The organism is Enterococcus sp. C76 (genome assembly GCF_040886985.1).
Taxonomy (GTDB): domain Bacteria; phylum Bacillota; class Bacilli; order Lactobacillales; family Enterococcaceae; genus Enterococcus_B; species Enterococcus_B lactis.
In genome coordinates this window covers 50,126-66,015 of record NZ_JBFOEY010000009.1, presented here as the reverse complement: position 1 = coordinate 66,015, position 15,890 = coordinate 50,126, and the positions used below count along the sequence as shown (strand labels likewise).

At 38.8% G+C, this 15,890-nt stretch carries 16 protein-coding genes; 14 read left to right on the top strand and 2 right to left on the bottom strand.

All coding sequences use genetic code 11. The features are described from left to right. Window positions 1-63 precede the first annotated feature (63 nt). Both AB3I00_RS11655 and AB3I00_RS11650 read left to right on the top strand, forming a co-directional pair. Window positions 64-1,404, top strand: coding sequence for a M20 family metallopeptidase (locus AB3I00_RS11655; RefSeq protein ID WP_368025257.1), 1,341 nt, complete (start codon window positions 64-66; stop codon window positions 1,402-1,404). Window positions 1,405-1,558: 154 nt separating this feature from the next. Continuing rightward, window positions 1,559-2,296: an alpha/beta hydrolase gene (locus AB3I00_RS11650; protein ID WP_002329099.1), complete on the top strand. Its 738-nt coding sequence runs from the start codon at window positions 1,559-1,561 to the stop codon at window positions 2,294-2,296. A 162-nt stretch (window positions 2,297-2,458) separates the two neighbouring features. On the opposite strand, the gene AB3I00_RS11645 is transcribed toward AB3I00_RS11650, so the two are convergent. Then, window positions 2,459-2,680, bottom strand: coding sequence for a ferredoxin (locus tag AB3I00_RS11645; RefSeq protein ID WP_002290171.1), 222 nt, complete (start codon window positions 2,678-2,680; stop codon window positions 2,459-2,461). Window positions 2,681-2,710: 30 nt separating this feature from the next. Here AB3I00_RS11645 and AB3I00_RS11640 point away from each other — a divergent pair, with 30 nt between their 5' ends. The 10 genes from AB3I00_RS11640 (at window position 2,711) to AB3I00_RS11595 (ending at window position 13,063) form a co-directional block, all read left to right on the top strand. Further along, window positions 2,711-3,742 (top strand): helix-turn-helix domain-containing protein, encoded by a 1,032-nt coding sequence (locus AB3I00_RS11640; protein WP_070770726.1) that lies wholly within the window; start codon window positions 2,711-2,713, stop codon window positions 3,740-3,742. Then, window positions 3,729-5,132 (top strand): ATP-dependent DNA helicase RecQ, encoded by a 1,404-nt coding sequence (locus AB3I00_RS11635; protein ID WP_070770707.1) that lies wholly within the window; start codon window positions 3,729-3,731, stop codon window positions 5,130-5,132. Before AB3I00_RS11640 ends, AB3I00_RS11635 begins: the two co-directional genes overlap by 14 nt. A gap of 65 nt (window positions 5,133-5,197) precedes the next feature. Then, window positions 5,198-5,833, top strand: coding sequence for an SAG1386/EF1546 family surface-associated protein (locus tag AB3I00_RS11630; protein ID WP_002315217.1), 636 nt, complete (start codon window positions 5,198-5,200; stop codon window positions 5,831-5,833). Between the two features lie 48 nt (window positions 5,834-5,881). Beyond that, the gene (gene cmk, locus AB3I00_RS11625; RefSeq protein WP_002309595.1) at window positions 5,882-6,562 is read left to right on the top strand and encodes a (d)CMP kinase; all 681 of its coding nucleotides are present in this window, start codon (window positions 5,882-5,884) and stop codon (window positions 6,560-6,562) included. Window positions 6,563-6,696: 134 nt separating this feature from the next. Further along, complete coding sequence (gene rpsA / locus AB3I00_RS11620) at window positions 6,697-7,926, top strand: 30S ribosomal protein S1 (protein ID WP_002290176.1); 1,230 nt, start codon at window positions 6,697-6,699, stop codon at window positions 7,924-7,926. 181 nt (window positions 7,927-8,107) lie between these two features. After that, on the top strand, window positions 8,108-9,418 hold the full coding sequence (der, locus tag AB3I00_RS11615) for a ribosome biogenesis GTPase Der (protein WP_002290177.1): 1,311 nt from the start codon (window positions 8,108-8,110) through the stop codon (window positions 9,416-9,418). 242 nt (window positions 9,419-9,660) lie between these two features. Further along, on the top strand, window positions 9,661-9,936 hold the full coding sequence (locus AB3I00_RS11610) for an HU family DNA-binding protein (protein ID WP_002290178.1): 276 nt from the start codon (window positions 9,661-9,663) through the stop codon (window positions 9,934-9,936). 232 nt (window positions 9,937-10,168) lie between these two features. Next, complete coding sequence (locus AB3I00_RS11605) at window positions 10,169-11,215, top strand: hypothetical protein (protein ID WP_002309590.1); 1,047 nt, start codon at window positions 10,169-10,171, stop codon at window positions 11,213-11,215. Window position 11,216: 1 nt separating this feature from the next. Continuing rightward, window positions 11,217-12,476, top strand: a complete 1,260-nt coding sequence (locus AB3I00_RS11600; protein ID WP_070770708.1) for a tetratricopeptide repeat protein — start codon at window positions 11,217-11,219, stop codon at window positions 12,474-12,476. 5 nt (window positions 12,477-12,481) lie between these two features. Further along, window positions 12,482-13,063 (top strand): ReoY family proteolytic degradation factor, encoded by a 582-nt coding sequence (locus tag AB3I00_RS11595; protein ID WP_002335598.1) that lies wholly within the window; start codon window positions 12,482-12,484, stop codon window positions 13,061-13,063. A 77-nt stretch (window positions 13,064-13,140) separates the two neighbouring features. Here AB3I00_RS11595 and AB3I00_RS11590 read toward each other — a convergent pair whose 3' ends face one another. Then, entirely contained in the window at window positions 13,141-14,016 is an 876-nt protein-coding gene (locus tag AB3I00_RS11590; protein ID WP_002290183.1) for a YitT family protein, read from the bottom strand. A 147-nt stretch (window positions 14,017-14,163) separates the two neighbouring features. On the opposite strand from AB3I00_RS11590, the gene AB3I00_RS11585 reads away from it, so the two are divergent. Together AB3I00_RS11585 and AB3I00_RS11580 are read left to right on the top strand one after the other, a co-directional pair. Continuing rightward, window positions 14,164-14,496, top strand: a complete 333-nt coding sequence (locus AB3I00_RS11585; RefSeq protein WP_002315213.1) for a nucleotide pyrophosphohydrolase — start codon at window positions 14,164-14,166, stop codon at window positions 14,494-14,496. Window positions 14,497-14,607: 111 nt separating this feature from the next. Continuing rightward, on the top strand, window positions 14,608-15,816 hold the full coding sequence (locus AB3I00_RS11580; protein ID WP_002342693.1) for a CCA tRNA nucleotidyltransferase: 1,209 nt from the start codon (window positions 14,608-14,610) through the stop codon (window positions 15,814-15,816). The last annotated feature ends 74 nt before the right edge of the window (window positions 15,817-15,890 follow it).

Here is a 15,890-nt window from a genome sequence, read left to right as displayed (position 1 = left end):
AAGAAGAGGTTGTGTCGGAGGCATTTGACATAACCCTTTTTAACATATTAGGAGGTTAAAATCATGAAACAATTTGTGACAGAACAACATCATGAACAAGCATTAGAATCATTGAGCGAATTGATCCGAATCCCTTCCGTACTAGATGAAGCAGATTCAGGGCAAGGACACCCCTTCGGTAAAAAAGTGATTGAAGCTTTGGACAAAGTATTGGAAATCAGTGAAAAGCTAGGATTTAGAACATTTAAAGATCCAGAAGGCTATTACGGTTATTCAGAGATTGGCTCAGGAGATGAATTATTCGGTATCTTGTGTCATATGGACGTTGTTCCGGCAGGCGACGAAAACAATTGGGAAACGAAACCATTCGATCCAACCGTAAAAGACGGCTGGTTAGTTGGTCGCGGCTCCCAAGATGACAAAGGTCCTTCCATTGCGGCAATGTATGCTGTAAAAGCTTTGATGGACGCTGGTGTGGAATTCAAAACACGTATTCGTTTTATCTTTGGTACAGATGAAGAAAATTTGTGGCGTTGTTTAGAAAAATATAACGAGAAAGAAGAAGGCATTACGCAAGGATTTGCGCCAGACGCTGAATTCCCTTTAATTTATGCGGAAAAAGGCTTACTACAAGCTTACTTGACAGGTCCTGGAACGAACGATTTTTCTGTAAAAGCTGGCGGAGCGCTGAATGTTGTTCCTGATGCCGCTCCTTATTCTGGTGAAAAGATTTATGAAGTAAAAGAAGCATTGAAAAAACACGGATTCGATTTCGAAGAACAAGGCGAAGGAATCGTCGTTCTTGGTAAAAGTATCCACGCGAAAGATGCCGCACAAGGAGTGAATGCTATTTCTCGTCTGGCAATCGCTCTTTCAGAAGTATTCGATTTTGGCCCAATCAATTTCTTAGGAAAATTAGTTCAAGAAAATGCAACTGGTGAAGCAGTCGTGGGCAAGACAGAAGATGAACAATCTGGTGAGTTAACGATGAACTTTGCAAGTTTGGAAATCACACCAGAACAAACAAAAATCGGTGTAGATATGAGAATTCCTGTGACATTCAAAAAAGAGGATTTAGTAGCTAAATTAACTAAAACAGTAGAAAAATATGAGTTGTCTTATGAAGAGTTTGACTTCCTAGATTCATTATACGTGCCATTGGACAGTGAGTTAGTGAAAAACCTATTGGGGACATATCGCGAGATTACTGGAGACATGACTGAACCATTTGTATCAGGTGGCGCTACGTTTGCCCGTACGATGAACCAGTGTGTGGCATTCGGTGCGATGTTCCCTGATACTCCTGACTTCATGCATCAGGCAAATGAACGATGGGAATTAAGCAGTATGTATAAAGCAATGGAAATTTATGCAGAAGCAGTGTATCGTTTGTGCGCTAAATAAAAAACAATCATATAAAAAAGGCGGATATTCGAATGGATATTCCGTCTTTTTTATTTGGTGCTGGAAAGGTTGCATTTTTCTCTTATTTTTTTTAAGGTATAATCATACTTGATTGAGAAGAAGGTATAAACTCAGATAGAAAAGGTGGGAGAAATTGAAAATATTTAGACGAATACTAATTGGCTTAGTCATTATTTTAGGATTACTTGGCGGAGGCGGTTATTACTATATACAGCAAAATACGTACGAACCATCTTCAGAAGCACAAAAGGTGGTAAAAGAAGGAAGAAACAAAGAAGATTACTTGTTTTTTGAAGGAGAGAAAAAGAATCAGGCAAAGTCTCCATTACTTATTTTTTATCCTGGTGCTCTCGTAGAACCAGAAAGTTATAGTATTTGGGCGCAAGATTTAGCAAAAAACGGCTACTCAGTTGCTATTGTCAAAATGCCTCTTGATCTAGCAGTGATAGGTGGAAACAAAGCGGATAAGATCAAAGAAGATTTTCCAGATTCCGATTATGTGATCGGTGGTCACTCTTTAGGCGGTGTCATGGCAAGTCGATATGCGAATAAGAATCATTCAGACAGTCATTTAAAAGGGGTATTCTTCATGGCAAGCTATCCCGATAAAAAAGGAACATTGAAAGAATCAGCTGTCCCAGTTTTATCCATTACAGCAACTAAAGATAAAGTATTGAATCAGAAAGCTTATGAAGAAGCCAAGCAGTACTTACCAGAAAGAACAGAGTATGTATCAATCAACGGCGGGAACCATGGAGGTTTTGGTAGCTATGGTGAGCAAAAAGGAGATGGAGAAGCAGAAATTTCTAACGCAGATCAGCAAACTGTGATTGTCAATACATTGGAAAACTGGCTGAAAAAGTTGAAATAACCGAAATGGGACCTATAGGGTCTATGAAAAAAACAAGTCAAATAAATAGATAGTAAATATAACCTTCAAAATAAGTCGGGATTTCACGGAACGGGAGAAACAGATCCCGGCTTATCTTTAAGTTTAGAAAATCTAGTATCCATTTTTAAAGCTTAGTTTGACTTACATTTTATTTTCTAATAAAATCGCCCGGACTGGACACTTCTGATACGCTTTTCTTACATACGCTTCTTCTTCCGGCATGACGAACTGTTGATGAGCCTCTGGTTCTTGGGCAAATAAAACGATTCCTTCTTCATCATAATCGAAAATATCCGGCGCTTCGATTTGGCAAAGACCGCATGCAATACAGCGTTCAGGTACAAGTTTACATAGTAGTGACATTTCTAACCATCCTAACTTAAGGAGAATAATATGATTGTTTTTATTTTATCGCTATTTTCATCAAGAAACAAGCTGCGAGTCAGCTCTCTTTACCAGCTCCTTGTGGGAAAACGAACGACTTCAGTACTTATTTTCGGATTTACTCACGAACTTTTATTTGCTCATAACAGTTTTCCAGATTTGAAGCAAGACAAGTTTTATCAGATTATGCAAAAACTTGCACAGCAAGGATGGATCGAAATAAATGAAAATGAAGCAAAACTAACGTCTGCAGGAGCAGATAGGTTGTCTGAACTTCACACAGAATATACTGGTTTGCGTTTTGACCGATATGGACGAACTGGGGAAACTAGTTGGCGGCTCATCAAATTTGCTGTTCAAGTGATTTCTAATCTGGCATCTGGGAACCAAGATTATCTTCCAGCAGAGACAAGTCCTTTTTATACTTTCCAACTGAAAAAATGGCTTAGTGGAAGCAGATTGCCACGTGGAATTTTGATTGATAGCGCGTATGAAAGTTTAGCGCAGCTGTTTTCGGAGATACCAGAAGGAGCAGCCAATTTTTTAGCTAACCAATTCTCTGGAAATGATCAAACAGGACTTCTGCCGTATCAGCTAGCAAAAACCAATGATGAGTCAGCTGTTTATTTACAACAAAGCAGATGTATCCATCTTTTGCTCGCACAAATAGAAGAACGGCCAGATTCGCTATGGTATGTGTTGATTGATCCGTTATTACAGCAAAATTTCAATCAAAGCATGATGATCACCAAGCAGATGTTTATGAATGGTCAGACAATTGACCAGATCATGGCAATCCGTCATTTAAAAAAAGGGACGGTAACAGATCATCTTATTGAGTGGGCCTTGTTTTTTGATGATTTTCCATACGAGCGGGTTCTCTCTCAAGAAACGGTCGAACGATTGGAACCAAATAAGGATTCCGTGCGAGAGTGGCGCTTCAGCGAATGGAATGTAGATGGACAATTAGATTATGGAGAATTTCGTTTGTATCAAATCTATCTATTGAGAAAGGAAGCGATACAGAATGTTAATAAATGAATTAAAAAAATATTTTGGATTCGATTCATTTCGACCCGGCCAAGAAGAAATTATTCAGGCGTTGCTTGATGGAGAAGATACTCTCGCTATTTTGCCTACAGGAACGGGGAAAAGCCTGTGCTATCAATTAACAGGGTATTTAACGGATGGGATGGTTCTCATCGTGTCACCGCTACTTTCTCTCATGGAAGATCAAGTGACACAACTGCAAAAACGAGGGGAAAAACGAGTAGCTGCTTTCAATAGCTTGCTTTCGCGAGCTGAAAGAGGATACGTTCTCCGTCATCTGTCGCAATATAAATTTTTATTTTTGAGTCCGGAAATGTTGACTAACCCTTCTCTTTTAGAGCAGCTGAAAAAACAGGATATAGCGCTATATGTAGTGGATGAGGCACATTGTGTATCACAATGGGGAGTTGATTTTCGGCCAGAATATCAACAGTTAGGAAAAATCCGCGAGCATTTAGGAAACCCGGTCACATTGGCTCTAACCGCGACAGCGACAGATTTAGTAGCGAAAGATATACGTCAGGTGCTATTTGATCGACAGACAAAAGAGGTTAGACAATCAGTCAATCGACAAAACATCTCGCTTTTTGTTCGAAAAACGCAGCAAAAAGAACAAGAACTTGAACAATTCATGGAAAGTGCACATGGTGCGGCAATTATTTATTGTGCAACAAAAAAAGAAGTCGAACGTTTGTATCATTTATTCAGGGAGCGCTTTTCAGTTGGATATTATCACGGTGGCCTTGACACAGCTCAAAGAAGACAGCTTCAGCAACAGTTTGTAAAAAATCAGCTGCAGTTTCTCATTGCTACGAACGCATTTGGTATGGGGATCGATAAATCTGATATTCGTTATGTGATCCATTACGATTTGCCAGACAGTCTGGAAAACTATGTACAAGAAATCGGTCGAGCAGGCAGAGATCAGGAAGAAAGTGCAGCAATCCTTTTATATCAAAGTGGAGATGAACGTATTCATTATTTCTTTAATCAACTTTCTAGAGAACAGCGACAAAGTTTTGAGCTTTATTTGGAATATGCAGCAGAGCAAGCGCCATTTGATGAGCTGCAAAAAAAATGGATGGAGTTGATCCAGCAGTCTGAAAAACCAGAAAATTGGGTGGAACGGCTCAAACGTCAGGAAAAAGAAAAAGAATTCCGCCTGCAGCAGATGCTTCGTTATATCCATGAAGAAGACTGCCGCAGAAAATTCATCTTGGCTTATTTTGGGGAAGAACTTTCCAAAAAGCCGCAGAATTGTTGTGATATTGATGGCGCAAAAGTAGAACTTCTACCAAAGAAAAAGGCTTTTTCTAAGACTGAACCGCTTCATTGGGAATCGATTTTACTAAATTTATTTAAAAAAAACATGGAACATTGATTTTTTAGGACAAGACACTTTTTCCTATGGTATAATACACACGATAGAGTTTAGGAGGTAAAACAGTGAGCAGAAAAGATAGACATCAATCTACAGAAAATAACGAAACACAAGAACCATGGGAACAACCAATCTATGATACAGATGATGAGGTTTCATCAAGAAGTTCTCAGAGACAACAAAAGAAAGGAAATACATTATTTCTTTCGCTATTTTTGATTTTACTAGTCTTATGTATCGCTATTCCAGCAGGTGCTTATTTCTGGATCAGAAACGGATCAAGCAACAATGCAACAGCAGCATCTTCTTCTGAAACTTCGACATCAGTAGTAGAAAGTTCCACAAGTACAACAAAAGAGGAGTCAACTGAGACTTCAACAGTAGAATCTAGTACAATGGCGGAAGAATCTACTGTTTCTCAAGATACAGGGGTAACGTCAGAAAGCAGTATTGCAGCAGAGACAACACCTTCTTCCTCAAGTGACACAACTTATCAAGCAGGGGATTCAAGCAGCAATGCAGCAGAAACAACACCTTCTTCCTCAGCTGTAGCCGGTACGACAACGACTGTTCAAGCAGGCGAAGGTCCAAAACAAGTGGCTGAGCGTGCAGGAATCACCACTGACCAATTGTTTGAATTGAATGGCTTAGATCCAAACAACTTTATGCTTTACCCTGGTCAAGAACTAAGAATTAAATAATAATAGCCGCGCTTTGCGGCTTTTTTTTTGAGAAAAAGGAGTTATATCATGACACAAATCAGTATTGCGATCGACGGACCTGCTTCATCTGGAAAAAGCACCGTTGCCAAAATCTTAGCAAAAGAATTAAATTATATTTATACGGATACCGGTGCCATGTATCGCGCAGTGACTTATCTAGCTATTACGAATAATGTATCTTTTTCAGATGAGGAAGGACTAGTTTCACTGATCAAAAAGTATCCTATCTCTTTTTCACAACAAGAAGATGGGCAGCATGTATTCACAGCATCAAAAGACGTCACACTAGAAATCCGTCAGCCAGATGTCACAAAAGCTGTTTCAGAAGTCTCTGCTCATGGGAAAGTCAGAGAAGAACTAGTTGCTATCCAGCGGAAAATAGGCGAACGCGGTGGCGTTGTGATGGACGGAAGAGACATCGGGACAGCTGTATTGCCGAATGCAGAAGTAAAAATCTTTTTAGTAGCAAGCGTAAGTGAGCGTGCAGAAAGACGATTCAAAGAGAACCAAGAAAAGGGGATTCCGACTGATCTTGAAACACTAACAAAAGAGATACAGGCAAGAGACCATTATGATTCAACAAGGGAAGTTTCTCCGCTGCAGCAAGCAGAGGACGCTGTTCGTATCGATACTACCGGCAAATCCATTCCAGAAGTCGTTGCAGCGATAAAAGCCGTCGTTTTAGAAAAGGGATATCTTCTTTTTTAAATGAAGAAAAAAACTGAAAAACAATTGTTTTTTCAAGGAAAACGAACGAAATCGCTTTATTTTTTTTGAATAATCAATTAAACTAAAAACAGTACCGTACTTACGGCAGAATGTTGGTTAGGAGGACAAGTGTTATGACAGAATTTGATCAAAATCAAGAGAACAACCAGTCAATGGAAGACGCAATGAAAAGCGTCCAAGAAGTAAAAGTTGGCGATGTTGTTAAGGGCGAAGTTTTGGTTATCGAAGACAAACAAGTAATTGTCGGAATCGAAGGGGCCGGAGTTGAAGGCGTCGTTCCGGCAAAAGAATTATCAACTTTACCAGTAGAAGATATCAACGAAGTAGTGAAAGTCGGCGATGTATTAGACTTAGTCGTTATCAGTACGATTGGCAAAGATAAAGAAAACGGCAGCTATCTTCTTTCAAAACGCCGTTTAGATGCTAAAAAAGTTTGGGAAGACATTGAAAGAGATTTCCAAGACGGCAAGGTAATTGAAGCACCTGTTACAAATGTTGTCAAAGGCGGTTTAGTCGTTGACGTCGGTGTGCGTGGCTTTGTCCCTGCATCAATGGTGGAAGATCATTTTGTTGCGGATTTTTCAGATTATAAAGGCAAAACATTGAGCTTTAAAATCATTGAAATCGAACCATCAGAAAATCGTTTGATCTTATCGCACAAAGCGGTAGTTGAAAATGAAAGAGAAGAAAAGAAAAAAGAAATCCTTTCAACGATTCATGAGGGAGATGTTCTCAGCGGACGTGTCGCACGTCTTACTGATTTCGGGGCATTTGTCGACCTAGGCGGAATTGACGGTCTAGTCCATGTCTCAGAGATTTCTCATAGTCATGTAGCAAAACCAAGTGATGTGTTAGCTGTTAATGACGAAGTAAACGTCAAAGTGTTGTCTATCAACCCTGAACAAGAACGTGTTTCCTTGTCAATCAAAGATACACAGCCTGGACCTTGGTCAGAAATCGATACAAAAGCCCCAGTTGGAGCAGTATTGGACGGAACTGTTAAACGTCTAACAAGTTTCGGTGCCTTTGTTGAAGTATTCCCTGGAGTAGAAGGACTAGTCCATATCTCTCAAATCTCACATAAACATATCGCCACACCTCACGAAGTACTTCATGAAGGCGACGAAGTGAAAGTGAAAGTACTGGAGATCCATCCAGAAGAACATCGTATTGCATTGAGCATCAAAGCTTTAGAAGAAAAACCAGCTTCAGAAGAAGAACCAAAAAATGTGGAGTCTTATGAATTACCAGAAGAAAATACTGGATTCACTATGGGAGACATTTTAGGGGATGCGTTGAAAGAAGAAGTAGAAGAAAAAGCAACCGATGATTCTGAAAAATAATTGATTTTGTATCTGTGACTGAGATGAAAGCAGCTGCTTTTGTCTCAGTTTTTCTTTTGAAAAGCGGTGAGTATTTCATTAAGGAATAAAAATACTTCGTTTAATTGACAATCTATGCTTGAAAGTTGGCATTGCATTCGTTAAACTAAGTGAGATTGGAAACTTGTGAGGAGGAAATAATATGGCAAATCCAACAATTGCAATCGTTGGCCGCCCGAACGTCGGTAAGTCTACGATTTTTAACCGCATCGCTGGTGAGCGTATCTCGATTGTCGAAGATACTCCTGGAGTAACTCGTGATCGTATTTATGCAAAAGGCGAATGGTTAGGTCGAGAATTTAGCGTGATCGACACAGGCGGAATTGATCTTGGTGATGAACCTTTTATGGATCAGATCAAACATCAAGCAGAAATCGCGATTGAAGAAGCAGATGTGATCATCTGTGTCGTCAGCGGACGCGAAGGCGTGACAGACGCAGATGAGATGGTTGCGAAAATTTTATACAGAAGTAATAAACCAGTGATTTTAGCAGTCAATAAAGTAGATAATCCGGAAATGAGAAATGATATCTATGAATTTTATTCTTTAGGACTAGGCGATCCTTATCCTGTTTCAGGAAGCCACGGACTAGGAATTGGCGATATTTTAGATGAAGCAGTGAAGTATTTCTCTGAAGAGACTGAAGAAGAGGATGACGACACAATCAAGTTTAGTTTGATTGGTCGCCCAAATGTTGGTAAATCTTCTTTGATCAACGCGATTTTAGGAGAAGAACGTGTGATTGTTTCGGATATTGAAGGAACGACAAGGGATGCAATCGATACTCACTTTGTTTCTGAAAGTGGACAGAAATTCTTGATGATCGATACAGCCGGCATGCGTAAACGCGGAAAAGTATATGAAAATACTGAGAAATACAGCGTGATGCGTGCGATGCGTGCGATCGACCGTTCTGACATCGTTTTGATGGTACTGAACGCGGAAGAAGGGATTCGAGAACAAGACAAGCGAGTAGCGGGTTACGCTCATGAAGCTGGGCGTGGTGTCATTATCGTTGTGAATAAATGGGATCTTGTGAAGAAAGAAACCAATACGATGCGTGATTTCGAACAAGAGATCCGTGATGAATTCCGATATTTAGATTACGCACCGATCGTCTTTGTTTCTGCAGTGACTAAACAACGGTTGGAACGTCTTCCTGAAATGATCGAACAAGTAAGTATGAACCAGAATCTTCGTATCTCTTCTGCTGTTTTGAATGATATCATTATGGATGCTGTAGCCATCAATCCAACACCGACAGATAAAGGAAAACGGCTGAAGATTTTTTATGCTACACAAGTTGCTGTCAAACCGCCTACATTTGTTGTTTTTGTCAATGAAGAGGAATTGATGCACTTTTCTTATGAGCGTTTCTTAGAAAATCAAATCAGAAAAGCATTTACTTTTGAAGGGACATCCATTCGAATCATCCCTCGTAGAAGAAAATAGGCATTTTACCATATCAACGTTTTTTTTTCAAAAGAAAAAGACAGTTTTGTTTGTTACGTTTCTATGACTAAAAAAAGCATATGAAAATTGGTAAAAACCTTGCTATTAAGCGGTTCATATGATATCGTGATAACAGAATATTGAAGTTAATCAATATTTCTTTTTAAACTTCTGGACCACTCAGAAAGTTTTAACTAAATGATATTTCTATCATATCTCTTGTGGAGGAGGTGAATCTATCCATGGCAAACAAAGCAGAATTAATCGAAAAAGTTGCTTCAGCTACTGATTTAACTAAAAAAGATGCAACTGCAGCAGTAGATGCTGTATTTTCAACTATTCAAGATGCTTTAGCTAACGGCGAAAAAGTTCAATTAATCGGTTTTGGTAACTTTGAAGTTCGCGAACGCGCAGCTCGCAAAGGTCGCAACCCACAAACTGGTGAAGAAATCGAAATTCCAGCTAGCAAAGTACCTGCATTCAAACCAGGTAAAGCATTAAAAGACGCTGTTAAATAAGACAGTAAAAAAGCGCTTGTGGCTCTAGGGCTACAAGTGCTTTTCTTTTTATTTCCTAGCAGAAAAAGTCAATTAAGAGACAAAAATTTCGAATCCGCATGTCATACATAAAAAACACATGTATTTTATTTAATTTTTATTTATTTCCAAGTTAAGAGGTGGACTTTGCCCTTATCTTTTCTAGATTTTGCTTACTAATGGTAAAATAAAAATAAGAAGAGGAGGGATGCGCATGGAACTTGATTATCAAGTAGAAGAAGCATTGACGAAAGTGTTCTACGGAGAAACGCTTGTCAGTCAACTAAGAGCACTTTCAATCGATCAACCCATCTTGTTTTTAACAAATCAGCGTTATTATGATTTGTTTGCAGATAAGATTAACCCATTATTTGCAAATCAGGCAAATAATGACTGGTACATTTGTGCCAATACTCAATGTAATCATTTAACAGAATTGAAGAATTTGCTTGATTTCACCAAACGCTATCCCGAAAATCAATCCATGTTTGTTATCGGATTTGGAAATGAAGGGATCATGGATCTGGCAGGTTTTTTTCAAAAACATACAATCCTTGATTCATCACTTTGGCTGATTCCTGTGTCGATCCGTTCGCTGAGCCGAGCATTAACTCCACAGCGAACGATTTTGCAGCTACCGAATCGTGTCGTGCTGCAAACCATCAACATGCCAGAACGCATCGTTTATGATCAAACGATCAGCGAGCGGCAAGTGGACGGAAAACAGATTGACTTTTTGACTTTTATCTGTTGCGGAATGATTTGTGATCACCGTTTTTTACAAAATTTGTATAAAAACTATCCAAATAAAAAGCAATTAACGACCCGGCCATTTGCCGGGATGATCGAAGAAATGATTTATTTTTATCAATTAGAGGCAGAAAATCTGTCAAATTATGGTAAACTGTTTGAACAAGCTTTTTATCTGACTGAAAATGGGCACTTGCTTTCTGCTAGTATGAAAAAATTTTTAGGGATGATGTTTCATTTCGTGTGGAATCTCCAAGCCTATCCTTTTGATTTCCAACTAAAAAATTTTTTTGTATGGCTAGACCTGCTTGGCTATCCTATCCAATGGTTAGAACAGATTTCAAAGATGGAGTATTTGGAAAAAGTCCTTTTCTTGGCAGAAAAAAGCAAAAAAATACTTGTTTTAGAAAAAATAGGTATAATAGACGGATACCAACGACCAAACGAAAAAGAATTGTTGAGAACAATGACGGTATTTCAACAAATCGTCAGCGAGATAAGAGGGAATTGAAATGAATACAAATAGCGAAAAAATGTTGCAAGCTTTATCAGATGAAGATCTGGCACAAGCACAACTCTTTTTAGAAAAAGCATTAAAAGAAGATCCAGCAGATATATTAGCTGAACTAGGGGAAGAATTGCTAGCTATTGGCTTTTTGATCGAAGCAAAACAGATTTTTGAACAATTGATCAACCAATATCCAGAAAATGACGGACTAAACATCCCCCTAGCAGAAATTGCAATCGAAGACAATGAGATCGACCTAGCTTTTGAATACTTGGAAAAAGTGGATAAGGAAAGTGATTACTATCCGCAAAGCTTATTGGCGATAGCTGATTTGTACCAAGTCATCGGGATTCCTGAAGTAAGTGAAGCAAAATTGAAAGAAGCGGCAGGGTTGCTACCGGATGAACCATTGATCCAGTTTGCACTAGCTGAATTGTATTTTTCAGTCGATCGTTTCAAAGAGGCAGCAGTGATTTATGAAACATTGTTGGCAAGTGGGATAAACGAGATGTCAGGAATCTCGATGCAAGAACGTTTAGGGCAATCCTTAAGCATGCAAGGTGAATTTGAAGCAGCTATCGCACCTTTAGAAGAAGCATTGAAAGAAGAAAAGACAGATGATCGACTGTTCCAGCTAGCCTTTACGAATCTCCAATTAAAAGAAAATCAGCAGGCAATCAACTATCTGGAAGAACTTCGAGAAGTCAATCCGCATTATCAATCGTTATATCTATATCTAGGACAAGCTCTTCAAGAAGAAGAAATGGTTGAAGAAGCGCAAACAGTGTTAGAAGAAGGAATCAAAGAAAATCCTTACCAAGTTGAACTTTATCATCTAGCCTCTGAAAATGCTTTTCGTCTCCACGACAAACAGCGAGCAGAGGAACTCTTGCTGAAAGCTTTAGAAGTAGGAGATAAACAAGATGAAACATTACTTACTTTAAGCAATCTTTACTTGGATGATGAAAGATATGAAGATGTGATACAAGTGATCAATCAGATGGAAGAAACTGCTAATCCGTATGCGGAATGGAATCTAGCGCATGCTTATAATGAATTAGAAGACTTCATCGTTGCAGCTGTACACTATGAACAAGCTTATCATGAACTATCTCATGAACCAGATTTCTTGAAAGAATATGCCTTTTTCTTAAGAGAAGAAGGACAGCTAAAAAGAGCGCAAGAATTATTGACTCATTATTTAAAACTTGAACCAGGAGATATGGAGGCACTGTCATTATTAGATGATCTAACAGAGAGGTGAGAAAAATGCTAATTGATGTACGGGAAAAGAAGAATTTTTTAACGTGGATGGTCAATCATGTATCTTTTAGCCGAAGAGAAGTTTTTTGGATCTTGAATTATCTTGCCAATCATGAAGCGATTTTAAGTAATGTCCACTTTGTAGAAGGGGCAAATTTTGCGGATCGAGGTCTGCAAATCAGTGATCTATCTGTTGAAGGGGAACCAATGAAATTGTTTTTGCAGGGAAAAGAATTTACGGATACAGATCAGATTTTTCATGAGATCCGATTGAATTGGAAGAAACCCTTATATGTGGAATGTCTATTTGAGAATGCTTGGCAGACAAGAGAATATCTATCGATCTTAGAAGATAATCCATTTTCTTCTTGGGATGCTTCTGTCAGTGAAGAAGATACTGAATTGATCGAGCGATATTTTCAAGAAAAAGAAGAAGCAGCAAAACTAAATATGCTTTATGCTCAAATCGATCAAGCGCTAGAAGATGGAGACAGGGATGCATTTTTGAAATTGTCTGATGAAGTCAACCGAAAAATCCTTTTGCAGACGCAAAAGAAAAATAATCGAGTAAGCGAACATAATAATTAGCTAAAAATGAATCATACCAAAAAAGACAAGGGGCAGCTGGATTTGGAATCTTTCCTCACAGCTACCCCTCGTCTTTTTTATCGTTTTTTCAGTAATCTTGTTTGTGGCTTCAAATAGGTAAACCCTTGCCCTTCAACTTCATGCACATTAATAATCGACAGAAAAGCTTTTTCGTCAATCTCGTGGACAATTCTCTTGGCTTCCGTTAATTCACTAGAACTAACGACCATGTAGATGATCTTTTTTGAATTTCCAGAGAATGCGCCTTCGCCAGAGAGGAAGGTGACACCTCTTTGCAGACCGGTCATCAGCAGCGGTGCAATTTCTTCGCTTTTGTTGGAGACGACAAGCAGACCTTTTGCAGAATACCCACCATCCAAGATTGAATCAATTACGCGACTGAAAACATAGGAAACGATCAATGTATACATCATGCGTTTCAAGTCGATATAGGTTAAGGAAGCAAGCAAGACGATGATATCGAATGCCAATAGAGAACGCCCCATGGAGATGCCGTAATTTTGTTCTAAAATCCGAGCGATAATATCGCTTCCGCCTGTTGTTCCACCCATCCGATAGACGATCCCGCTTCCTACCCCTGCAACCAAACCCGCAAGTAGAGAAACGATCAGTAGATCATGCTGTAAATTGATTTCTAGCGGAACCCGTTGCCAGATCCATAAAAAGAATGACAAAGAGAGTGTACCTAGAACAGTGTAGGCTAAAGAACGTTTTCCGAGGATCTTTCCCCCTAGTAAAATCAACGGGATATTGATTAATAAAGTCGTATAAGCTGGATCAATTCCGAATAAAGCTCTCAAGATCAAGGTGATCCCTGAGACGCCCCCTTCTGCTAAGTGATTAGCGATGTTCAAATAAACAAGTCCAAATGCGTAAATACTCGTTCCTATAATAATAAAAAGTACTTCTTTTACTGTTTTCCGTGTAGCCATATGAATCCCAGCTTTCAATTATGTATTTTCACAGAATCTACATTTAGAAATTCCTTCCTAAATGTAGCATGGAAATTCGATTTTCTCAATTGCTCTTATCTAGGATTTGCGTTAAAGTTTTGGTAAGATAGTTTTGGAGGGAAAAAGATGGATGAAAAACGTTCTTTATACAGTATGCAGCAAGAAGTAGATGAATATATCCAACAATTCAAGGTCGGGTATTTCTCTCCATTAGCTCAGCTGGCTCGATTAACGGAAGAAGTAGGTGAATTGGCCAGAGAAGTCAACCACACTTATGGAGAAAAAAGCAAAAAAGCTTCGGAACCAGATAACTCGGTAGCAGAAGAACTTGGAGATGTTTTATTCGTTACGATGATCATGGCTAATTCATTGAATATCGACTTAACTGATGTTTTTGAAAAAAATATGGAAAAATTCAATCACAGAGACTATAACCGCTTTGAACGGAAGGACAAGTAAAAAAGATGAAGTGGTTTGTGCTTTGAAGCCGCTAAAACGGACGTATCAATCAGGCATCATGCAACTGAGTACTTATCTCAGTACAAGAAACACACAGGAAAGGTTGGAAAAATGAAATTAAAACAATTACCTCTGGAATACCAAAAGGCAATTCCAGTTCTGAAAAAATTAGAAAATGCAGGATATGAAGCTTATTTTGTAGGTGGAAGTGTTCGTGATATCTTGCTGAACCAGCCGATCCATGATGTGGATATCGCAACAAGCGCATTTCCAGAAGAAATCAAACAGCTTTTTCCAAAAACGATAGATATCGGGATCGAACACGGGACTGTATTGGTATTAGAAAACGATGAACAATATGAAATCACCACATTTCGGACGGAATCAACTTATCAAGACTACCGCAGACCAGATCATGTAGAATTCGTTCGTTCGTTGGAAGAAGACTTAAAACGAAGAGATTTCACAATCAATGCCTTTGCTTTGAAAGAAGACGGCGAAATCATCGATTTGTTCGATGGCCTGCAAGATTTAGAAGAACAAATCTTGCGAGCTGTAGGCAATCCTCATGAGCGGTTCCATGAAGACGCCTTGCGAATGATGCGCGGGTTGCGTTTTGTCAGTCAATTAGGATTCAAATTAGAGGAAGAAACCTTCTACGCCATCAAAGAAAACCACGAGCTATTAAGCAAAATATCTGTAGAACGTATAAATGTGGAATTCATCAAGATGCTTTTGGGAAATGAACGGTCTGCAGGAATCCATGCATTCATTGAAACAGAATGTTATATTTGCTGCCCTGGTTTGAGAGAAGAAGGTGAAGCACTTTTACGTTTTGCTGAATTACCTTCCGTTCCATTGAAAGAAGAGAGTCAAGCATGGACATTATTAATCAGTCAACTGGATCTAAAAGAAAATGAAATCCGCTCCTTTTTGAAATCGTGGAAGTGTTCCAATCAAATGATCAAGGATGTCCAAGCACTTGTTCAAGGACTGCGTCAACGAAAAACTGGAGTTTTAGAACCGTTTGAATTATACTTCTTAGGCAAAGAGCATGCATTGCAAGTAGAAGAATTGATGACTTATTTTGATGAAACACCACAGATGGATGTCGTAGAAGAATCCTATGATCGTTTACCTATCAAGTCATTAAGCGAATTAGCTGTAGATGGTAAAATCTTGCTGGAAGAAAGTGGAAAAAAACCTGGCAAGTGGGTTAGTGAAGCTTTGCAATCAGCTGAAAAAGCTGTCGTAGAACAAAGAATAGAAAATGATAAAAAACAGGTTTTGGATTTTTTATCGAAAGAAAAATTGATTTAAAAAAAGCTAGACTGTATCTGCTCAGCTTGGCTAGCTACTTAAACTGGGCAGATACGTCATTAGAAGAAAAAACA